The organism is Thiohalobacter sp. COW1 (assembly GCF_016629505.1).
Lineage (GTDB): Bacteria > Pseudomonadota > Gammaproteobacteria > Thiohalobacterales > Thiohalobacteraceae > Thiohalobacter > Thiohalobacter thiocyanaticus_A.
This window is the reverse complement of record NZ_AP024239.1, coordinates 715867-737671: the sequence shown is the minus strand read 5'-3', so window position 1 is coordinate 737671 and position 21805 is coordinate 715867. Positions and strand designations below refer to the sequence as shown.

The 21805-nt window shown below is 64.3% G+C and carries 20 protein-coding genes; 13 read left to right on the top strand and 7 right to left on the bottom strand.

The features are described 5' to 3' along the window. Window positions 1-2 precede the first annotated feature (2 nt). The 3 genes from aat (at window position 3) to infA (ending at window position 1934) form a co-directional block, all read left to right on the top strand. On the top strand, window positions 3-731 hold the full coding sequence (aat, locus tag COW1_RS03380; protein ID WP_096366463.1) for a leucyl/phenylalanyl-tRNA--protein transferase: 729 nt from the start codon (window positions 3-5) through the stop codon (window positions 729-731). Between the two features lie 44 nt (window positions 732-775). Beyond that, entirely contained in the window at window positions 776-1489 is a 714-nt protein-coding gene (locus COW1_RS03375) for an arginyltransferase (RefSeq protein ID WP_201345431.1), read from the top strand. 226 nt (window positions 1490-1715) lie between these two features. Further along, on the top strand, window positions 1716-1934 hold the full coding sequence (gene infA, locus COW1_RS03370; protein WP_096366465.1) for a translation initiation factor IF-1: 219 nt from the start codon (window positions 1716-1718) through the stop codon (window positions 1932-1934). Between the two features lie 98 nt (window positions 1935-2032). Here infA and clpA read toward each other — a convergent pair whose 3' ends face one another. Together clpA and clpS are read right to left on the bottom strand one after the other, a co-directional pair. Then, on the bottom strand, window positions 2033-4291 hold the full coding sequence (gene clpA / locus COW1_RS03365) for an ATP-dependent Clp protease ATP-binding subunit ClpA (RefSeq protein WP_096366466.1): 2259 nt from the start codon (window positions 4289-4291) through the stop codon (window positions 2033-2035). Window positions 4292-4314: 23 nt separating this feature from the next. Beyond that, a complete protein-coding gene (gene clpS / locus COW1_RS03360) occupies window positions 4315-4638 on the bottom strand; it encodes an ATP-dependent Clp protease adapter ClpS (protein ID WP_096366467.1) in 324 nt (107 codons plus the stop codon). Between the two features lie 321 nt (window positions 4639-4959). Between clpS and COW1_RS03355 the strand changes: the two genes are divergently transcribed. Continuing rightward, window positions 4960-5169: a cold-shock protein gene (locus COW1_RS03355; RefSeq protein WP_096366468.1), complete on the top strand. Its 210-nt coding sequence runs from the start codon at window positions 4960-4962 to the stop codon at window positions 5167-5169. On the opposite strand, the gene icd is transcribed toward COW1_RS03355, so the two are convergent. Beyond that, entirely contained in the window at window positions 5166-6440 is a 1275-nt protein-coding gene (icd, locus tag COW1_RS03350) for an NADP-dependent isocitrate dehydrogenase (protein WP_201346029.1), read from the bottom strand. The two genes, COW1_RS03355 and icd, sit on opposite strands and share 4 nt — an antisense overlap. A gap of 307 nt (window positions 6441-6747) precedes the next feature. Continuing rightward, entirely contained in the window at window positions 6748-7662 is a 915-nt protein-coding gene (locus tag COW1_RS03345; protein WP_096366469.1) for a hypothetical protein, read from the bottom strand. A gap of 296 nt (window positions 7663-7958) precedes the next feature. Here COW1_RS03345 and COW1_RS03340 point away from each other — a divergent pair, with 296 nt between their 5' ends. The 3 genes from COW1_RS03340 to hflD all read left to right on the top strand — a co-directional run bounded on the left by COW1_RS03340 (window position 7959) and on the right by hflD (window position 10241). After that, window positions 7959-8417 carry an NUDIX hydrolase gene (locus COW1_RS03340; protein WP_201345430.1) on the top strand — a complete coding sequence of 153 codons (459 nt, stop codon included), beginning with the start codon at window positions 7959-7961 and terminating at the stop codon, window positions 8415-8417. Next, window positions 8414-9514, top strand: a complete 1101-nt coding sequence (gene mnmA / locus COW1_RS03335) for a tRNA 2-thiouridine(34) synthase MnmA (RefSeq protein WP_201345429.1) — start codon at window positions 8414-8416, stop codon at window positions 9512-9514. The genes COW1_RS03340 and mnmA overlap by 4 nt, the downstream gene beginning before the upstream one ends. An 88-nt stretch (window positions 9515-9602) precedes the next feature. Then, complete coding sequence (gene hflD / locus COW1_RS03330) at window positions 9603-10241, top strand: high frequency lysogenization protein HflD (protein ID WP_096366472.1); 639 nt, start codon at window positions 9603-9605, stop codon at window positions 10239-10241. Here the strand turns inward: hflD and COW1_RS03325 are convergent. Beyond that, window positions 10238-12022 (bottom strand): diguanylate cyclase, encoded by a 1785-nt coding sequence (locus tag COW1_RS03325; protein ID WP_201345428.1) that lies wholly within the window; start codon window positions 12020-12022, stop codon window positions 10238-10240. The genes hflD and COW1_RS03325 overlap by 4 nt on opposite strands. A gap of 331 nt (window positions 12023-12353) precedes the next feature. On the opposite strand from COW1_RS03325, the gene acnA reads away from it, so the two are divergent. The 4 genes from acnA (at window position 12354) to COW1_RS03305 (ending at window position 17748) form a co-directional block, all read left to right on the top strand. Then, window positions 12354-15023: an aconitate hydratase AcnA gene (gene acnA / locus COW1_RS03320; protein ID WP_201345427.1), complete on the top strand. Its 2670-nt coding sequence runs from the start codon at window positions 12354-12356 to the stop codon at window positions 15021-15023. Between the two features lie 207 nt (window positions 15024-15230). Next, complete coding sequence (gene purB, locus COW1_RS03315) at window positions 15231-16604, top strand: adenylosuccinate lyase (protein WP_201345426.1); 1374 nt, start codon at window positions 15231-15233, stop codon at window positions 16602-16604. A gap of 132 nt (window positions 16605-16736) precedes the next feature. After that, entirely contained in the window at window positions 16737-17210 is a 474-nt protein-coding gene (locus tag COW1_RS03310; protein WP_201345425.1) for a GNAT family N-acetyltransferase, read from the top strand. A gap of 7 nt (window positions 17211-17217) precedes the next feature. Continuing rightward, complete coding sequence (locus COW1_RS03305) at window positions 17218-17748, top strand: hypothetical protein (protein ID WP_201345424.1); 531 nt, start codon at window positions 17218-17220, stop codon at window positions 17746-17748. Window positions 17749-17758: 10 nt separating this feature from the next. On the opposite strand, the gene fghA is transcribed toward COW1_RS03305, so the two are convergent. Both fghA and COW1_RS03295 read right to left on the bottom strand, forming a co-directional pair. Next, window positions 17759-18595 carry an S-formylglutathione hydrolase gene (gene fghA / locus COW1_RS03300; protein WP_201345423.1) on the bottom strand — a complete coding sequence of 279 codons (837 nt, stop codon included), beginning with the start codon at window positions 18593-18595 and terminating at the stop codon, window positions 17759-17761. Window positions 18596-18606: 11 nt separating this feature from the next. Continuing rightward, entirely contained in the window at window positions 18607-19716 is a 1110-nt protein-coding gene (locus COW1_RS03295) for an S-(hydroxymethyl)glutathione dehydrogenase/class III alcohol dehydrogenase (RefSeq protein WP_201345422.1), read from the bottom strand. A 427-nt stretch (window positions 19717-20143) separates the two neighbouring features. Here COW1_RS03295 and COW1_RS03290 point away from each other — a divergent pair, with 427 nt between their 5' ends. After that, the gene (locus tag COW1_RS03290) at window positions 20144-21064 is read left to right on the top strand and encodes a DMT family transporter (RefSeq protein ID WP_201345421.1); all 921 of its coding nucleotides are present in this window, start codon (window positions 20144-20146) and stop codon (window positions 21062-21064) included. 89 nt (window positions 21065-21153) lie between these two features. Beyond that, window positions 21154-21765, top strand: a complete 612-nt coding sequence (locus COW1_RS03285) for a TlpA disulfide reductase family protein (protein WP_201345420.1) — start codon at window positions 21154-21156, stop codon at window positions 21763-21765. Window positions 21766-21805 lie beyond the last annotated feature (40 nt).

The following is a 21805-nucleotide window of genomic DNA, read 5'->3' as shown; positions in this document are numbered from 1 at the left end:
CGATGACCCGGCGTCAATCCGCCCCCTACTGGCTCAACCCGGCCAACCCGCGCGCCCCCTTTCCCCCGGTGGAACTGGCGCTGCGCGAGCCGGACGGACTGCTGGCCGTGGGCGGCGGCCTGGAACCCGAGCGCCTGCTCAACGCCTACCGCCATGGCATCTTCCCCTGGTACAGCGAGGGCCAACCCATCCTCTGGTGGTCGCCGGACCCGCGCACGGTCCTGTTTCCGGAACAACTCAAGGTTTCGCGCAGCCTGGCCAAGACCTTGCGGCAGCGGCGTTTCGAGGTCAGTCTGGACACGGATTTCGCGGGCGTGATCCGCGGCTGTGCCGAGCCGCGCCGGGACGAGCCCGGCACCTGGATCACCACCGAGATCCGCCAGGCCTACGAGCGTCTGCACGGGATGGGTCTGGCCCACTCGGTAGAGACCTGGCAGGACGGCCAGCTGGTCGGTGGGCTGTACGGCGTGGCCCTGGGCCGGGTCTTTTTCGGCGAGTCCATGTTCAGCCGCACCAGCGACGCCTCCAAGGTCGCCTTCGTGCATCTGGTGCGCCAACTCGCGGCCTGGGACTTTGCCCTGATCGACTGTCAGGTCCATACCCGCCACCTTGCCAGCCTTGGCGCGGTCGATATCCCCCGGCGCGACTTCATCCAGCGGCTCGAGGCGGCCCTGCAGTACCCGCACCGGCGCGGACCCTGGCGGTTTGACAGCCCTGAGGGGGTTGCCTAACCTGCAGGCAGGGTCACCATGACCGCGTTGCAGCACAGCCCCGCATGAACCGTCCCACCGACATCCAACTCTATGTCACCCCGCCGCAGCAATGCAGCTATCTGCCAGATCGGGAGGCGGTCAGTATCTTCGTCGAGCCGGGGACCGCGGACAATCCCATCTACAGCCACCTCATCCGGCACGGCTTCCGTCGCAGCGGCGAGCACATCTACCGCCCGGCCTGTCCCGGCTGCCAGGCCTGTGTATCGGTACGCATCCCGGTGGCCCGCTTCACGCCCTCACGGCGCGACCGGCGCTGCCGCAAACGCAATCAGGATCTGGTGGGGCACTGGCTGAAGGGGCACTATGCCCCGGAATATTTCGAGCTCTATCAGCGTTACCTGGCTGCCCGCCATCCCGGCGGCGGAATGGATAAAACCTCCCCGACCCAGTTTCGCCAGTTTCTGCTCAGCCGCTGGAGCCAGACCCTGTTTCTCGAACTGCGGCTGGATGAGCAGCTGATGGCCGTAGCCTGCACCGATCTGGTCGATGACGGTCTGTCGGCGGTCTATACCTTCTTCGAACCCGGCGCCGAGTCCCGCGGTCTGGGCAACTACGCCATCCTGCAGCAGATCGATCTGGCCAGGCGCCTGCATCTGGACTGGGTGTATCTGGGCTACTGGATTGAAAATTCACCTAAAATGGCCTACAAACGCCGATTCCGGCCGCTCCAGGGCTACCAGGGCGACCGCTGGCGGGAATTGTCTGACCAGCCTTAAGAGCGCCACGGAATACACGGAAAGCACGGAAAAAAATCAATAACATTGCATTGGCGCTATGCGCCAAGTGGTCAGGAGAGCGGGTTTTGAATCCTGTTTGTCCGTGTTTTCCGTGTATTGCGTGGCGCTCTTGAGTGATTCCGTGTTTTCCGTGGCTATTTCTGTTTTACGTGGCACGCTGAGCCGCTATAATGCGCCATTCGCCAAGTCACTGAATTGAAGGTTTATGGCCAAAGAAGACCACATTGAAATGGAAGGCCGGGTGCTGGAGACCCTGCCCAACACCATGTTCCGCGTCGAACTCGAGAACGGCCACGTCGTCACTGCCCACATCTCGGGCAAGATGCGCAAGCACTACATCCGTATCCTGACCGGCGACAAGGTCACGGTGCAGCTGACCCCCTACGATCTGAGCAAGGGCCGCATCGTCTACCGTTCCCGCTGATCCCGCCCTCTCCTGCATCAATCCGCGTTTGCCCCAGCCCATAAAAAAACCGCCCAACCGGGACGGTCGGGCGGTGATGTTCGTGCGGCCGGCGGGGATCAGGCTTCCTCTTCCTCCGGAATCTCGATCTCGAGTTCGCCGTCCCTGAGGTGCACATGCACCTCGCCGCCCTTGACCAGGCGACCGAACAGCAGCTCCTCGGCCAGCGGCTTCTTGATGTACTCCTGCACCACCCGCGCCATCGGGCGGGCGCCCATCTTCGGATCGTAGCCCTTCTCGGCCAGCCACAGCCGCGCCTCGTCATCAACGTGCAGGGACACGCCCTTGTCCTGCAGCTGCGCTTCCAGCTCGAAGATGAACTTGTTGACCACCTGCGCGACCATGGTGGGATCCAGTGACTTGAACTGGATGATCCCGTCCAGACGATTGCGGAACTCCGGCGTGAACAGGCGCTTTATCGCCTCCATGCCGTCGGTGGTGTGATCCTGCCGGGTAAAGCCGATCGAACGCCGGTCCATATCCTGCGCCCCCGCATTGGTGGTCATAACGATGATCACGTTGCGGAAATCCACCTTGCGGCCGTTGTTGTCGGTGAGCGTGCCGTGGTCCATCACCTGCAGCAGCAGATTGAACACTTCCGGATGGGCCTTTTCGATCTCGTCGAGCAGCACCACCGAATGTGGGTGTTTGAGTACCTCATCGGTCAGCAGACCGCCCTGGTCGAAACCGACATAGCCCGGCGGCGCGCCGATCAGCCGCGAGACCGTGTGGCGTTCCATGTATTCGGACATATCGAAACGAATCAGTTCGATCCCCAGGTGCAGCGCCAGCTGTCGGGTAACCTCGGTCTTGCCCACTCCGGTAGGACCGGCAAACAGATAGGAACCGACCGGCTTGCGTTCGTCACGCAGACCGGAACGCGCCATCTTGATCGAGGCCGCGAGTGATTCCACAGCCTCGTCCTGGCCGAAGATGACCAGTTTGAGATCGCGCGCCAGGTTGCGGAGCTTGTCCTTGTCAGTGGTGGACACACTCTTCGGCGGAATCCGTGCGATCTTCGAGACGATCATTTCGATATCGTTCACGCCGATGGTCTTCTTGCGCCTGGACGGCGGCTGCAGGCGCTGATTGGCGCCGGCCTCGTCGATGATATCGATGGCCTTGTCCGGCAGGTGGCGGTCGGTGATGTAGCGGTCGGACAACTCGGCAGCCGCATGCAGCGCCTTGGAGGAATACTTCACCTCGTGGTGCTGCTCGAACACCGGCTTCAGGCCCTTGAGTATCTGCACCGTCTCGTTGACCGTGGGCTCGCGTACGTCGATCTTCTGGAACCTGCGGGCCAGGGCGCGGTCCTTCTCGAAGATACCGCGGTATTCCTGGTAGGTGGTCGAACCGATGCACTTGAGCTCGCCGTTGGCCAGCATCGGCTTGATCAGGTTGGAGGCATCCATCACCCCGCCGGAGGCGGCACCCGCCCCGATGATGGTGTGGATCTCGTCGATGAACAGCACCGCACCCGGTTCCTTGCGCAACTGGGCCAGTACCGCCTTGAGGCGCTTTTCGAAATCACCGCGATACTTGGTGCCGGCCACCAGCGCCCCCAGATCCAGCGCGTAGATAACACTGTCCTTGAGCACCTCGGGCACCTGGCCATCGACGATCATGCGCGCCAGACCTTCGGCCAGAGCGGTCTTGCCCACGCCGGCCTCGCCCACGTAGAGCGGGTTGTTCTTGCGCCGTCGGCACAGGATCTGCACGGTGCGCTCGATCTCTTCGGCGCGACCGATGAGCGGATCGATCTTGCCCTGGCGGGCAAGTTCGTTGAGATTGGTGGCAAAGGTCTCCAGCGGGTTGCTCTTGCCGCCCGCCTCGCCGGCTGCCTCGGCCTCCTCGCCGGCCTGGCCGCCCAGTTCCTCCTGGTCGCCGACCTTGGAGATGCCATGAGAGATGTAGTTGACCACGTCCAGCCGGGTGACGTCCTGCTTGTTGAGGAAGTAGACCGCCTGGGATTCCTGCTCGCTGAAAATGGCCACCAGCACATTGGCGCCGGTGACTTCCTTGTTGCCCGAAGACTGCACGTGGAACACCGCACGTTGCAGCACCCGCTGAAACCCGAGGGTGGGCTGGGTCTCGCGGTTGTCGTGCTCGGGCAGCCGCGGGGTAGTCTCCTCGATGAAGGCTTCCAGTTCCTGCTTGAGCTTCCCGGTATCGGCGGCGCAGGCGCGCAGGACCTCGGCGGCGGCGGGGTTGTCCAGCAAGGCGAGCAGCAGGTGCTCGACCGTCATGAATTCATGCCGTTTTTCCCGGGCCTCCTTGAAGGCCAGGTTGAGGGTGAATTCCAGTTCCTTGCTCAGCATAGAATCGTACCTCTGTAACCGCCTCAGGCCTCCTCCAGAGTACACAGGAGCGGGTGTTGATGTTGCCGCGAAAAATCGTTGACCTGGTATACCTTGGTCTCGGCAATTTCATGGGTGTAGACCCCGCAGATGCCCTTTCCACGCGTATGCACGTGCAGCATGATCTGGGTGGCCTTCTCGCGCGACATGGAAAAGAAGGTTTCCAGTACTTCGACCACGAACTCCATGGGAGTGTAATCGTCGTTCAGCAGTACGACCTTGTACAGCGGCGGCTTCTTTAGCTTGGGCTTGTCCTCCTGGACAGCGAGCCCGTCATCCTGGTTCGGTTGCTTGGGTTCCTGGCTCATGGCAGTGATCTTACGCGAAATCATTCCGTCCTGTCGCGGCGCTACAGTCATCAATATATAGGGATCGTGAGGCGGATTTAAACCCTTTGATAAGTGATTGAATTCACTTTTCGCCCGGCGTCGGCCAAGGGGGGTCACCGTTGCCTGGACCGCCCGGGAATACTTGACTATTTTAGTCAAGAGTATAAAGTTGCCCGTGTCGGATCCGGTGATGCGACAGGAGGAGTCTCCCGGCGAACGCTTCGGCGTTGCGGAGCACAGAACAAACCACACACAGCAATAAGCGGTCGTGAACCGCAGCGGTAAACGAGGTAAGTACGTATGGCAATCGGTACAGTGAAGTGGTTCAGTAATGCCAAAGGCTATGGCTTTATTGAACCCGAAGGCGGCGGTGAGGATGTGTTCGCCCATTTCACCGTGATAGAGGCGGAAGGATACCGCACCCTCAAGGAAGGACAGAAGGTGGAATACGAATACAAGGAAGGCCCGAAGGGTCTGCTCGCCACCCGCATCGACCCTTCAATCAGCTAGGATCTGTCCTGGCCCTGCATGCGCGCGATCACCGCGTCGCCAAAGGCGCTGCAGCCCAGTTCGGTCGCCCCTTCCCGTTCCCGGGCCAGATCGCCGGTCACCTGACCCGCGGCAATGGCACCGGCCAGTCCGGTGACGACACAGTCGGCCGCGTCCTGCCAGCCGATATGACGCAGCAGCATTTCCGCGGACAGGATCAGTGAACTGGGATTGGCCCGGTCCTGCCCGGCAATGTCGGGGGCGGTGCCGTGCGTGGCTTCGAACAGTGCCACCGTGTCCGACAGGTTGGCGCCGGGCGCGATACCGATGCCGCCGACCTGGGCCGCAGCGGCATCCGAAATGTAATCCCCGTTGAGATTGAGTGTGGCGATGACGTCGCAGCGTTCCGGTTGCAGCAGCAGCTGCTGCAGGAAGGCATCGGCGATGACGTCATCGATGATGATCTCCCGGCCCGTCTGCGGACTGGGAAATGACAGCCAGGGGCCGCCGTCCTTATCACCGGCACCAAACTCGCGCCGGGCCAGTGCATAACCCCAGTCCCGGAAGGCGCCCTCGGTGAATTTCATGATATTGCCCTTGTGGACGAGGGTCACCCGGCCCCGATCCTGGTCGACGGCGTACTGGATGGCCTTGCGCACCAGGCGTTCAGTGCCCTCGCGCGAAACCGGCTTGATGCCGATGCCGGAACTGTCCGGGAAGCGGATCTGACTCACGTCGAGTTCCTGCTGCAGAAACGCCAGCAGTTTCTTCACTTCCGGCGTACCTTCCGCCCACTCGATGCCGGTATAGATGTCCTCCGAGTTCTCCCGGAAGATCACCATGTCGCTCTTCTCCGGATGCCGGACCGGACTCGGCGTTCCCGGGTAGTAGCGCACCGGCCGCAGGCAGACATACAGATCCAGCTGCTGGCGCAGGGCGACATTGATGGAACGGATGCCGCCCCCCACCGGGGTGGTCAGCGGCCCCTTGATGGCAATGGCATGATCGCGAATGGCCGCAACCGTCTCGTCCGGCAGCCAGGTGTTCTCGCCATAGATCGCATTGGATTTCTCACCGGCGTAGATCTCCATCCAGGCCAGCCGGCGCTTGCCGCCATAGGCCTTGTCCACCGCCGCATCCACTACCCGGCGCATGACTGGCGTGATGTCCACGCCGATGCCGTCGCCCTCGATGAAGGGAATCACCGGGTGATCGGGCACCGTGAGGGAGTAGTCCGCGTTGACCCGGATGCGTTCACCCGCGGCGGGGACCTCGATCTTCTGATACGCCATGCTGTTGCACTCCTGCCGCACATCGACACGGTGCCAGTTTAGCATGATGTTCAAGGGGCGACTCCATCAGAGCACCCGTCATTGCGAGCACCCGAAGGGCATAAACGAAGCGTGGCAATCCCGTACGGCAGGCTCAGCCGTAAGGAGATTGCCGTGGCGCGTCGCCATAGAATCCCTTCGGGCTTCATTAGGGCAACCCCATCCTCCGGGCACGGGCACCGTAATGACGGGGCATACAAACAAAAACCCCCGCACTGGGCGGGGGTCGTTGTCCTGCACTGTCGTGCAGAGGATCTTGCCAGACGCTTCAGATTTCGCCGCCGGCGGCCTGGATCAGGGCCTCCTCGATGGCGTTCGGCGCGCACATGATGTTGAAGAAGGTGGCACCGGTCTCACTGGCGATCATCGGCAGATGCGGCCAGCTGATGGCGATGCGGAAGCGGGCATACAGGGCATACACATCACCGCCTGAGACCAGGATCTCGTAAGGCAGGTGACCGGTGGAACGCAGCTGATCCTTGTCCACGCGGCTCATGATGTACTCGTCACCGGAGCAGCCTTCGCTGAGGCCCACGCCGAACACAGTCTCTTCCTTGCCGGGGATGTCGATGCGATAGACCTTGGTGGCGCCGCCGCGGGCACTGGCCAGGCCTTCCTCGACAGCCTTGATGGCCTCCTCATGGCTGTCGTACTGAGCCAGTTCGGACGGATCGTCGAAGTACTCCATACCGAACATGTAATGATACTTGCGCAGGTCCTTGGAGCTCAGTTGCTCTTCACCGGTACCGAACTCGGTCTGCTTGCCCAGGGCGTCCTTGAGCTTGGCCGCGGCGTTGGTCAGGCTGGACTCGTCATCCAGGCGGTAGGCATTACCGTAGTACTCGGGATTGGTGTAGGAAACCTGGATCTCCTCGCCCACCTGGGTCAGGGTGACGCGCTGACCTGCCGCGTAGCCGCCGAACTCGGAGCTGGCCGCGGCCTGCTTCAGTTCGTCGTTGGTGATGGCCAGAATCAGAGCACCCTCGTAGGGGGTGTAGGAACCGACGATCTCGAAGCCCGCCGAGGTCACCTTGGACTTGACCTCATCGGCCACGGCATTGATGTCACCGCTGGTGGTATAGGCCAGGCTGAACGGCTTCAACTCCTCGGCCGACACTGCACTGCTGGCGGTGAAGGCGAACACTGCACCTGCAAGACAGATTTTCTTGATTGCATTGATCATTGTGCAACTCCTCCGTTACATGATTTATTCTGGAAATGTCGGAACTCTGCCCGATCGGTTTTATCTTCCCGCCGTGCCGGCAGTTCCCTGGCCGGATCCCGACGGTGATGGGCAATAGTAATCCATCGAGCCGCTTTTGATGTCAAGCGAAAAAGACAAAAAATCGACGCCTGTGCAGATTAGCCTTTACAACCGACTGAAACCAAAATTTTATTAGTATTCACTAATCTTTTAACATTACATCGGCTCCGGCATCCCCGACCGGCCCCAGAACCCACTGGAGTTGCACTGCATTAATGACCTGGAAACCGCATGTCACCGTCGCCGCCGTCATCGAACACAGCGGTTACTTCCTCTGTGTGGAGGAGACCATCGAGGGTCGGTCACGGCTGAACCAGCCGGCCGGTCACCTGGAGCCGGGCGAATCCCTGACCGATGCGATCATCCGCGAGGTTCGCGAGGAAACCACGCGCGCTTTCACCCCCGAAGCGCTGGTCGGGGTGTACCTGTGGCGCGCGGGACCACGACACCCCACCTTCCTGCGGGTGACCTTCACCGGCTATGTGGATGAATCCGATCCGGCGTTGCAGACGGATACCGAGATCGACGCCAACGTCTGGCTCAGTCCGGACAACATCCGCACGCGGCGCCGGGAGTGGCGCAGCCCGCTGGTGATGCAGTGCATCGACGACTATCTGGCCGGGCAGCGCTATCCCCTGTCACTGCTGCGCAGCCTGGTGGACGCAACACCGTGACGCGACCGGTGGACACACGCGTGATCGTGGGCCTGTCCGGCGGCGTGGACTCGGCCGTCGCCGCCCTGCGGTTGCTGGAACAGGGATTTCAGGTCGAAGGCCTGTTCATGAAGAACTGGGACGAGGACGATGCCGACGGCCACTGCCCCGCGGCCGAAGACCTGGCCGATGCCGAAGCCGTGGCCGAACGCCTGGGCATGAAACTGCACAAGGTGAATTTCTCGGCCGAGTACTGGGACCGGGTGTTCGAGTATTTCCTGGCCGAGTATCGCGCCGGACGCACACCCAATCCGGACGTACTCTGCAATCGCGAGATCAAGTTCCGTGCCTTCCTGGACTACGCCCTCTCACTGGGCGCCGACGGCATAGCCACCGGTCATTACGCCCGCATCGATTCCACGGCGGGCGGGGTGCGCCTGCTCAAGGGTGTGGATGACAACAAGGATCAGTCCTATTTTCTTTATCTGCTGACGCAGGCACAACTCAGCCACAGCCGCTTCCCGCTGGGCGGGATGCACAAGGATGAGGTCCGTGCCCGCGCCCGCCAGGCCGGCTTCCCCAATCACGCCAAGAAGGACAGCACCGGCATCTGCTTCATCGGCGAGCGCCGCTTCAATACCTTCCTGAAGCAATACCTGCCGGCACAGCCGGGGGAGATCGTGGATGAAGCCGGCCACATACTCGGCGAGCACCAGGGCCTGATGTATCACACCATCGGCCAGCGCCAGGGGCTGGGCATCGGCGGCCGGGCCGACAGCAGCGGCGCGCCCTGGTACGTGGCCGACAAGGATCTGGAGCACAACCGCCTGCTCGTGGTCCAGGGCGGCAACCACCCGCGGCTGCTGCACACCGGACTCACCCTGACTCGTCTGCACTGGATCAACGGGTCCGCGCCGCAGCAGCCGCTCGCATGCAGCGCCAGGATCCGCTACCGTCAGAGCGATCAGCCATGCCTGCTCGAACCGCGCGGCGCTCAGCACTGGCAGGTGCGCTTCGACTCGGCCCAACGGGCCGTCACGCCGGGACAGGCGGTGGTGTTCTATCAGGGCGAGGAATGCCTGGGCGGCGGGACCATAGAGGCAGGATTCAACCCGTAGGTTGGGCCGAGCTATAGTGTCAATCCGGACTTGATCATCACTCAACACGGTCCGCATACTTGGCACCAGCCAACCACCACCAGCCGTCATGAGCCAATCCCTGTCCGATCGCTGTCTCGCCCTTGCCGGCGTCTTCCAGTCCGCCCTGCTGGTACGCGAGTACGCCCACAACGGCCGCGCCGACAGTGCCGAGCGCGAAACCCTGATACGCAGCCTGCTGATCACCGACCCGGCCAGCACCGCCGAGGTCTACGGCGGCGTCGAACCGCTGCGGCGCGGGCTGGAGGGCCTGATCCAGCGCCTCGGCGGCGGCCGCGGCGCCGCGCCGGAGATGGAAACCACACGCTACGCCATCGCCCTGCTGCATCTCGCTCACAAGCTGCAGCGCCGTCGGGATCTGATGGATATCCTGGCCGAGGGCATTACCCAGGCCAAACACCAGGCAGAGTATTTTTCCCCCGCCCACGAGAACGTGATCGCCGCGCTGGCCGATCTGTATCAGCAGACCGTGAGCACCCTCACACCGCGCATCATGGTTCAGGGCGAGGCCGCTGTGCTGGGCAACCCTGACAACCAGAACTGGATCCGCGCCCTGCTGCTGGCCGGGATTCGTTCCGCCGTGCTGTGGGAACAGTCCGGCGGCCGGCGCTGGCAGCTGCTGGTACGGCGCAAGGCGCTGCTGCAGGCGGCACGTTCGCTGCTGGAGACCACCGGCACCGCCGTCTAGGCCACAGAGGCAACGGGACGGTAGCGGATGCGATTGCGGCCGTCGTGTTTGGCCTGGTAGAGGTACTTGTCGGCGACGGAAATCAGGCTGTCCAGATTGGGATGTTCAACATCGCGCTCGGCAACTCCGAAGCTGGCAGTGACCGTGATGATGTCATCACCCCACCGCAGGCGGACGGCCTCGATGGCCTGACGCAGCCGCTCCGCCAGCGCAGCCGCTTCCTCCAGCCCGGTTTCGGGCAGCAGCAGGATGAACTCCTCCCCACCCCAGCGCGCCGCCACGTCCTGTTGGCGGATGGTGTCGATGATCACCTCCGCCACCGTGATCAACACCTTGTCGCCGTAGGCATGGCCATAGCTGTCGTTGATGCGCTTGAAGCAGTCGATATCCAGCAGCACCACGGCCAGCGGATGCCCCTGGCGATGGGCGATATTCCAGACGGGCCGGGCCTCGTCGGTGAAGGCACGACGGTTTTTCATCCCGGTCAGCGGGTCCTGCCGCGCCAGCTGCTCGGCCAGCAGACGTTCGGACTGGCCGACCCGGAACTGATAGGTCAGTGCCAGCGCCAGCAGGGTGGCATCCAGCAGCATGCCGATATCGACGGCGCGGTAGGTCCAGACACTGGTGGGAATGTAGCCCCAGACCGCCAGTGCCGTGGTTGCCGCGCCGGCCATGGCCGCGACCGCCGCCAGCAGGAAGTAACGGGCCGCGCGCATGCCGCCGCGTACGGCCAGCAGGCCCAGCGACAGCATGATCAGGGTGAACAGGGTGACAAAGCTGAACGCCACCAGCAGGGCGAAATACTGGCTGCTGAACAGCGCGGCCAGCCCCAGCAGCCCGACGCCGGCGCCGATATAGGCCAGCACCGCGCGATGCACACGCGGAAAGTTGCAGCGCGTCTCCAGGAAGCTCAGGGCGAAGGCCAGCCCCGCCACTCCGTAGAGCACCATCAGCACCGGATTGGACCACTGCGCCCAGCCCGGGCTGTCCGGCCACAGCCAGCGGAAACCGTGCCCGGTATAGGCGATGTTCATCAGCAGGAATGCGCCCAGATAGAGCGAGTACAGGCCATAGCGCGGCACGCCCAGACCGGCATAGAGCATCAGGTTGTAGATCAGCAGCGCCAGCAGAAAACCGTACAACACTCCATAGCTGTACTGCTGCAGCGTGGCATGGCTGCGGGCCTGCTCGGGCGCGTGCAGGTACAGCGGTATCAGCATCGGATCCGGGGTCTGCACCCTGATGAAGACCTCTGACCTGCCCGGGACGAAACTGTGCTGGAATACGAAATGGCGACTGTCCACACTGCGATGCGCAAACGGCAGACTGTCGCCCGCCTGATCCATCGCCAGGGTCCGGCCATCCTGGCGGACATAGAATTCGACCCGATCCAGCCAGGTGGTCTCCACCGACAACTGCCGTCGCAACGGTTCGCCGGTGTCGTTGACCACCCTGAAATGCAGCCACACCGGCCGCGCGCCGATGCCGTAGTTCAGGATCGGGACAGCAGCGGGCCTGAAGCTGCCCGCAGCGAGCGCCGCAACCGCCTGCTGCAGTACCAGCCGGTCACCGGTTTCCTGGTAATAGCTGACGGAGGCGCCGATCGGCCCCTCGTGGACAGCCGTCAGTGACAGCGGCGCAGCGGCCGGTGCCAGGCCGGGGATCAGGGTCAGCAGCAGGGCGAAATACCGCAGCCACGGCCATGGCCGAACCCGCCGGGCAGGGTTGCGCTCGTGCGCCCGCGGCCCTGCGTCGCGTGGCGCGGCATCGTAATCATTCATCTGCGTCATTGATGGGGGTGGTAACGTCGGTCAGTTTCCCTGGCGGGCGCCCGTTCAATCATAGCGGCGGAGGCCCCGGCAGCTTGACCGACAGGGATCGCGTTAGGCACGCATATAATAATAACCAATCACATTAATTTTGCTCTGTATCATACTGTTGTTAAATATATTATTTAACCCTTGCTTTCGAGATCCACAGGCATGTCGTTGTTTCGGCTTGCATTTCCGACTACTCAGCCGGCGCCAAATCCGACATAATGGCGTGCTTGCCGGAAACCCGTTTTCCCCCGGCCCGGCTTCGCCCCCGAATCAGAACCAGACAGGAGTCAGCATGGCCAACAGCTTCGGCGCCCGCGCCTCCCTCACCGTCGGCGACAACACCCTCGAGATCTACCGGCTGGACGCCCTCGAGGACCGCTTTTCCGTCTCCCGCCTGCCCTTCTCGCTGAAGATCCTGCTGGAGAACCTGCTGCGCTTCGAGGACGACAGGACCGTCAGCGCCGCCGACATCGAGGCCCTGGCCCAGTGGGATCCGCAGGGCGAGCCCGAGCGCGAGATCGCCTACCGCCCGGCGCGGGTGCTGATGCAGGACTTCACCGGCGTGCCCGCCGTGGTGGATCTGGCCGCCATGCGCGACGCCATGCAGGCGCTGGGCGGCGACCCGGACAGGATCAACCCGCTGCAGCCGGCGGAGCTGGTCATCGACCACTCGGTGCAGATCGATGCCTTCGGCAACAAGGACGCCATGGACATCAACGCCAGGCTGGAGTATCAGCGCAACCGCGAGCGCTACAGCTTCCTCAAGTGGGGCCAGAAGGCCTTCTCCAACTTCAAGGTGGTGCCGCCCGACACCGGCATCGTGCACCAGGTGAACATCGAGTACCTGGCCCGCGTCGTCTTCGCCAAGGACAACGACGGCGTGCTGCAGGCCTACCCCGACACCCTGGTCGGCACCGACTCCCACACCACCATGGTCAACGGTCTGGGCGTGCTGGGCTGGGGCGTGGGCGGCATCGAGGCCGAGGCCGCCATGCTGGGCCAGCCGGTGTCCATGCTGATCCCGCAGGTGGTGGGCTTCAAACTGACCGGCGCCCTGCCCGAGGGCGCGACCGCCACCGACCTGGTGCTGACCGTGGTCGAGATGCTGCGCCGCCACGGCGTGGTGGGCAAGTTCGTCGAGTTCTACGGCGACGGCCTGCAGCACCTGTCGCTGGCCGACCGCGCCACCATCGCCAACATGGCCCCCGAGTACGGGGCGACCTGCGGCATCTTTCCCATCGATGAAGAAACCCTGAACTACCTGCGCCTGACCGGCCGCGACGACGACCAGGTCGCCCTGGTGGAGGCCTATGCCAGGGAACAGGGCATGTTCCACACCGCGGACACCCCGGATGCCGAATACAGTTCCACCCTGGAGCTGGACATGGGCACCGTGGTGCCCAGCATCGCCGGGCCCAAGCGGCCGCAGGACCGCATCGCGCTGACCGAATCGAAGGCGAAGTTCGAGCAGGCCCTGAAGCAACTCCAGGAGGAACGCAACCTGAGCAGCAGGCCGGCGAAGGGCAGCATCGACGGCCGCGAGTTCGAGCTCGACGACGGCTCGGTGGTGATCGCCTCCATCACCTCCTGCACCAACACCTCCAACCCCTCGGTCATGCTGGGCGCCGGCCTGGTGGCCAAGAAGGCGCTGGAGCGCGGCGTCACGGTCAAGCCCTGGGTGAAGACCTCGCTCGCCCCCGGCTCCCAGGTGGTCACCGAATACCTCAACCAGGCCGGGCTGATGGATGACCTGGAGGCGCTGGGCTTCCACGTCATCGGCTACGGCTGTGCGACCTGCATCGGCAACTCCGGGCCGCTGCCGGAGCCGGTCTCCAAGGCCATCGCCGAGGGTGATCTGTCGGTGTGCTCGGTGCTGTCCGGCAACCGCAACTTCGAGGGCCGGGTGCATGCCGAGGTGCGCATGAACTACCTGGCCTCGCCGCCGCTGGTGGTCGCCTACGCCATCGCCGGCACCATGGACATCGACCTGTTCAACGACCCCATCGCCACGGATAAGGACGGCAACCCGGTCACGCTCAAGGACCTCTGGCCCACCCAGAAGGAGATCAGCGACATCGTCGCCAGCAGCGTGAACCGCGACGAGTTCACCCAGGTCTACGACGACATCTACAAGGGCGAGGCACGCTGGGCCGAGCTGGCCTCCCCCGAGGGCCAGCTGTTCGGCTGGGACGACGACTCCACCTACATCCAGAAGCCGCCCTACTTCGAAGGCATGAGCAAGACGCCCGGCGAGGTGAAGGACATCCAGGACGCCCGGGTGCTGGCCCTGCTGGGCGACTCGGTCACCACCGACCACATCTCGCCCGCCGGCGCCATCAAGGCCGACACCCCGGCCGGGAAATTCCTGCTCGAGCACGGGGTGCAGCAGAGTGACTTCAACTCGCTGGGCTCGCGCCGCGGCAACCACGAGGTGATGATGCGCGGCACCTTCGCCAACATCCGCCTGCGCAACCTGCTTGCCCCCGGCACCGAGGGCGGCGTGACCATTCACGTGCCCAGTGGCGAGAAGATGTCCATCTATGACGCCGCCATGAAGTATCAGGCCGAGGGCACCCCCAGCCTGGTCATCGCCGGCAAGGAATACGGCTCCGGCTCCTCGCGCGACTGGGCCGCCAAGGGCCCCAGCCTGCTGGGCGTGCACGCCGTGCTGGCCGAGAGCTACGAGCGCATCCACCGCACCAACCTGGTGTGCATGGGCGTGCTGCCGCTGCAGTTCATGGACGGCGAGAACGTCGCCGCCCACGGTCTGACCGGCCACGAGAGCTACAGCATCGAGGGCCTGGGTGACGGCTCGGCCAAGACCGTGACCGTGCGCGCCACCACCGAGGACGGCCACGAGAAGACCTTCACCGCCCGCGTACGCATCGACACCCCACAGGAGGTCGAGTACTACCGCCACGGCGGCATCCTGCACTATGTGCTGCGCCAGCTGGCGGGTTGAGATAAACCCTTTAAACGCGGGGGCGCGGAGACGCAGAGAAAGTTCAAAAGTAGTCGTCATTGCGAGCGCAGCGTGGCAATCTCCTGACACCGGCTGCATCAGCAAGGGATTGCCGCGGCGCTACGCGCCTCGCAATGACAAATGAATTGCGAAGCCCTCTGCGCCTCCGCGCCTCTGCGTTGAATAGCTTCAAATAGGTAAACAACCATGGACCTGACATCGCTCACCGCCGTCTCCCCCATCGACGGCCGCTACGGCCGCAAGACCGAGGCGCTGCGCCCCATCTTCAGCGAATACGGCCTGATCAAGCACCGGGTGCTGGTCGAGGTGCGCTGGCTGCAGGCCCTGGCCGCGCACCCGGCCATCGCGGAGGTTCCGGCCTTCGGCGAGCACGCCGACAATGTGCTCAACGGCATCGTCGACAACTTCAGCGAGGAGGATGCGCAGCGGGTCAAGAACATCGAGCGCACCACCAACCACGACGTCAAGGCGGTGGAGTACTTCCTCAAGGAGAAGATCGCCGGCAACCAGGAACTGGAGGCGGTCAGCGAGTTCATCCACTTCGCCTGCACCTCCGAGGACATCAACAACCTGGCCTACGCCCTGATGCTGCGCGAGGGCCGCGCCCAGGTGCTGCTGCCGCAGCTGGACAGCGTCATCGACGCCATCGCCCGCCTGGCCGAGGCGCACGCCGGGGTGCCGATGCTCTCGCGCACCCACGGCCAGCCCGCCTCGCCCACCACCCTGGGCAAGGAGATGGCCAATGTGGTCCATCGGCTGCAGCGCCAGCGCGGCCAGCTCACCGCGGTGCCCATGCTGGGCAAGATCAACGGCGCGGTGGGCAACTACAACGCCCACCTGATCACCTATCCCGAGGTCGACTGGCCGGCCTTCGCCGAGGCCTTCATCACCGAAAAACTCGGCCTGGACTGGAACGCCTACACCATCCAGATCGAACCGCACGACTACATCGCCGAGCTGTTCGACGTGCTGGGCCGGATCAACACCATCCTGATCGACTTCGCCCGCGACGTCTGGGGCTACATCTCGCTGGGCTACTTCAAGCAGAAGACCGTCGCCGGCGAGGTGGGCTCCTCGACCATGCCGCACAAGGTCAACCCCATCGACTTCGAGAACGCCGAAGGCAACCTGGGGCTGGCCAACGCCATCTTCGACCACCTGGCCGCCAAGCTGCCCGTCTCGCGCTGGCAGCGTGACCTCACCGACTCCACCGTGCTGCGCAACCTGGGCGTGGGCATCGCCCACAGCGTCATCGCCTGCGACTCGCTCACCCGCGGCATCGGCAAGCTGGAGGCCAACCCGACGCGCCTGGCCGAGGATCTGGATGCCACCTGGGAAGTCCTGGCCGAGGCCGTGCAGACCGTCATGCGCCGCTACGGCATCGAGAAGCCCTACGAGAAGCTCAAGGAACTCACCCGCGGCAAGGGCATCGACGCCGAGTCGATGAAGCGTTTCATCGACAGCCTCGACATCCCCGCCGAGGCGAAGGAGCGGCTGAAGTCTCTCACCCCTGCCACCTACACCGGCAACGCCGCCGAGCAGGCCCGAAACATCAGGTAGGTCGGGTCAGCCCGGTGGGCGTAACCCGACATCCCTCCGGCGACGTGTCGGGTTACGCTGCGCTAACCCGACCTACAATCGCCCGTTTTTCCTGCCGTTCCCAAACGCCCCCGATTCCGGCACCATATCCCCATGACCGACGCCGCCGCCCCCGAAACCGGCTTTCTCATCGCCCGCGCCGACTGGGAAACCGATGCCACCGCCATCCGCGCCATCCGCACGACCGTGTTCGTCGAGGAACAGGATATCGATCCTGAACTGGAGTTCGACGGCGCGGATCCACTCTGCGTCCATTACCTCGCCTACGCCATCGACGGCCGCCCCATCGCCACCGCGCGCATGGCCGCCGACGGCCGCATCGGCCGCATGGCCGTACTGCCCGACTACCGCAACCAGGGCGTGGGCAGCGCCCTGCTGTTGAGCCTGATCGAACTGGCCGGCGAGCATGAACTGGACGAGGTCTATGTGCACGCCCAGGCGAGCGCCGCCACCTTCTATCACCAGCACGGCTTCATCGCCACCGGCGAGCCGTTCGCGGAGGCCGGCATCACCCACTACAGCATGTCCCGTTTCTGCGAGACCTTCCCGACCCGCGAGGACGAGTAAAGACACCATGTCCGACTTCGCCGAAGCCCTTGCCCGCCTGAATCCCGAACTCGGTCAGACCGAAGGTGAGTTCACCCTCAGGACCCGAGACGACAACCGCCTGGCCGTGGACACCCTGCTCCCGCTGGCGCATCGACGCATCGAGATCTTCACCCGCGACCTCGACCCCCAGCTCTACGACCGCAGCCCCGTGATCGAGGCCATGACGCAGTTCGCCCTGCGTCACCGCAACTGCCGCATCCGCATCCTCACCCACGACGCGGAGCCGGCCGTGAAGGCCGGCAATCGGCTGATCGAACTCTGCCGGCGCCTGAGCAGCTACGCCGAGATCCGCCGCAGCCACGAGGACTACCGCGAACGCAGCGACAGCTTCCTGCTGGTGGACGATTACGGTTTACTGGAACGCAAGCTCGCCAGCCGCTTCGAGGGTCGGGTGAGTTTCAAGCTGCCACTGGAGGTGCGCCGCCTGCGCAGCGAGTTCGACGAGATCTGGGAGCGCAGCAGCGCTGATCCGGAACTGCGGCGGCTGCATCTTTAATTGTGCGGCCTCAGCGGCCCAGGGCGCGGGCGTGGTAGGCAAGGTGCTCGCCGATGAAGCTGGCGATGAAATGGTAGCTGTGATCATAGTCCGGCTGGCGCCGCAACCTGAGCGGAAAACCCCGCTCGGCACAGGCCTGCTCCAGTGCCTCGGGCAGCAGCTGCTCGGCCAGGAACTCATCGGCCGTACCCTGATCGATCAGCAGCTCGATCGGCTCGGCCCCGGCCCGGACCAGACAGGTGGCGTCATAGGCCTCCCAGTCCCGGCGGTCCTCGCCCAGGTAGGCACTGAAGCAGCCCTCGCCCCAGCCGCAGCGCACCGGGTGGCAGATGGGGGCGAAGGCGGAGACGGAGCGGTAGAGGCCGGGCTCGCGCAGGGCGCAGACCAGGGCCCCGTGCCCGCCCATGGAGTGGCCGCTGATGCTGCGCAGCCCCGGCACCAGCGGCAGCGCGCCCTCGACCAGGGCCGGCAGCTCGCGGGTGACGTAGTGGTACATCCGGTAGTGGCGCGACCAGGGTGCGCGGGTGGCATCGACGTAGAAGCCCGCGCCCTGCCCCTGGTCGTAACGCTCCGGCGCGTCGGGCACCTCTTCGCCGCGCGGACTGGTGTCCGGAATCACCAGGGCAAGCCCCAGTTCGGCGGCATAGCGCTGGGCGCCGGCCTTGACCCGGAAATTGTCGTCGGTGCAGGTCAGGCCCGACAGCCAGTACAGACTGGGCACCGGGCCCTGCTCCGCCTGCGGCGGCAGGTAGACCGAGAAGGTCATCGGACAGTTGCAGCTGGTGGAGTCGTGGCGGTAGCGCTCCAGCCAGCCGCCTGACTCCTTCACGCGTTCGATGCGTTCCATGGACACCCCCCTCAGAAGATGATGACCGAGCGGATGCTCTTGCCGGCGTGCATCAGATCAAACGCGGTGTTGATCTCCTCCAGCGGCAGGGTGTGAGTGACCAGGCGATCGATTTCGATCCGGCCGTTCAGATACTGCTCGACATAGTCCGGCAGCTGACTGCGGCCCTTGACTCCCCCGAAGGCCGATCCCTTCCAGGTGCGGCCCGTGACCAGCTGGAACGGCCGGGTATGGATCTCCTGGCCGGCGCCGGCCACGCCGATGATGGTGGACACGCCCCAGCCCATGTGACAGCACTCCAGGGCCTCGCGCATCACCTCGACATTGCCGATGCACTCAAAGGAATAGTCCACCCCGCCGCCCGTCATCTCCACGATCGCCTCGGTGACCGTAGTACCCAGTTCGGCCGGATTGACGCAGTCCGTGGCCCCCAGGGCGCGGGCCATCTCGAACTTGTCCGGGTTGACATCGACGGCGATGATGCGCCCGGCCTGGGCCATCACCGCCCCCTGGATCACCGACAGACCGATGCCGCCAAGGCCGAATACGGCCACAGTGGAACCCGGCTCGACCTGCGCGGTATTGCGCACGGCGCCGATGCCGGTGGTGATGCCGCAGCCGAGCAGGCACACCTTGTCCAGTGGCGCGGCGGGATTGACCTTGGCGAGCGCAATCTCCGGCACCACGGTATATTCCGAGAAGGTGGAGCAGCCCATGTAGTGATAGATCGGCTTGCCCTGGTGCGAGAAGCGCCGGGTGCGGTCGGGCATGTAGCCGGTCCAGACGGTGGCGGCGATGGACTGGCACAGATTGGTCTTGGTTGAACGGCAGTACTCGCACTCCCCACATTCAGGGATATACAGCGGTATGACGTGATCGCCGGGCTTGAGCCCCTTCACGCCCGGGCCGCATTCCACCACTTCGCAGCCACCCTCGTGGCCGAGCACACAGGGAAAGGCCCCCTCCGGATCCTCGCCCGACAGGGTGAAGGCATCGGTGTGACAGACCCCGGAGGCCACCACCTTGAGCAGGACCTCCCCCTCCTTCGGTCCCTCGACGTCGATTTCCTCGATGGACAGGGGCTGTCTGGGTGCCCAGGCGACCGCAGCGCGTGCTTTCATGGATTCAACCTCGGATGGTGGAAAACAAAGGTCGGATTGTTGCAGAAAACACCGCTGATTTCGATACTGCCGGGCGAACCTGTGCGGCAGCGGCCGCGCAGCAGCACAGGCCCTGGAACGCTACCTGTCCCCGCCCCGGGGTGATCGTGTATCCTGATCTCCTCAGGCAATCCATGCGACAGATACCATCATGACGCGCTGCCCAGGTGTCGTGTTTCCGCTGCTTCTCCTGCAGGGCATCCTGACCGGCGTACGCGCGACTGGTGGCATGCGCAACGGGAAGACGATGCAGGGCCCGGGACGATCCCGGTATCCGGGGTTTCTGCGCCGCCTTGGCAACCACAGTGATTGAAATCCCGGATAAGCCTCCCGCCCGCGGCGCATCGCGGGTGGAGACCGCCACCCCATCCCCTGACAGCCAGCGCCGATGCCAAGCTTACTGACGTCCATCCCCGCCCTTGCCCTCGCCTTCGTCTTCCTCTGGAATTCCGGCTTCATCGGCGCCGAATACGGCCTGCCCGACGCCGGCACCTTCACCCTGCTGTTCTGGCGCTACACCGCCCTGGCCCTGGCGCTGGCACTGTTTCTGGCCTGGCGCCGCCGCCTGGAATGGCCCGGCGCGGGCGCTGCGGGCCACGCCGCCCTGGTGGGCGTGCTCGCCCACGGCGTCTGGCTCGCCTGCGTGCTGCTGTCACTGGAACAGGGTGTGCCCGCCGGCATCGTCGCGCTGGTGGTGGCCCTGCAGCCGCTGGCCACCGGCGCCTTCTCAGGACGGATGACCGGCGAGACCACGAGCGCCCGTCAGTGGGCGGGGCTGATACTGGGGTTCTGCGGGGTGGCGGTCGCCGTCGGCGCCCGGATCGACTGGAATGACAGCGGCTCCGTATTCGGCTACCTCATCCCGCTCGGCTCAGTGGCGGCCATCACCCTGGCCAGCCTGCTGCAGCGCCGCCGGGAGGTACTGGGCAAAATGGTCATGCCGCTGGACCTGACCCTGTTCTACCAGAGCCTGGCAACCGCCCTCGTGCTTGCGATACCCGCGACGATGGTGGAACAACTGGCGACCGACTGGACGCCTCGGTTCCTGGCCACCATGGCCTGGCTGATCTTCGCCGTGTCCCTGGGCGCCTATGGTGCGATGTGGCTGCTGCTGGCGCGGGTCGACGCGGTACGCGTCGCCAGCCTGTTCTACCTGGGGCCGCCGGTCACCATGCTGATGGCCTGGATCGCGTTCGGGGATCGCCTGCTCGACACCGATATCATCGGTCTGGTGATTGCCGCCGCCGGTGTGCTGCTGGTGCAGAACAGCCGCCAGGACGCCGGAAGGAGCAATGCCGGGGTGGACTGAACCCACCGCCCCGGCGCAAATTGCCACCCCGCGCACTCCGTGGTATATAGATTCAATCCCCGGATAATCCGATAACAAGAGGGATAGCCATGGTCCGTCCATCACTGGCCTGCCTGAGTCTGGTGGCGGCCGCATTGACCACCCCACCCGCGGTCGCCGCCGTCGTCGGCAGCACCGCCAGCGACTTCACGCTGTACGATCAGAACAATCTGGAAATCAGCCTCTCGGATTTCACCGGCACAGGCGTGATCCTGGATTTCTGCGCGATGTGGTGCGGTCCCTGCCAGACCTTCTACAACGATCTCCATGACGCGATGCCCGGCAACACCCTGGTGCTGCCGGTACTGATGGAGGACAGCCACGCCCAGGCCAGCACGCAAGGCGATGCGGCCATCTGGGCCGAGGCATTCACCCTGGACCGGGTGGCCCACCTGAGCGGCGATGAGGGCATGAAAAGCGCGCTTACCGGCGATTACCTATCGGATCTCGGCACCACGGCCTACCCCACGTTCGTCTTCATCGATGCGAACCTGACTGTCGTCGGCAATATCACCGGCATCCGGAACATCGACGATGCCGAGTGGGCGGGCTATGTCGCCGGCATCGAGCAAAGCAGTGCGGTCCCCATACCGGCCGCTGTCTGGCTGTTTAGTTCGGGACTGATCGCGCTGTCGCCGCTGACGCGCAGGAGAACAGGTTGAGCTGGAAACCATGGGTGCAGGCGCCCTGACACAGGGCGCT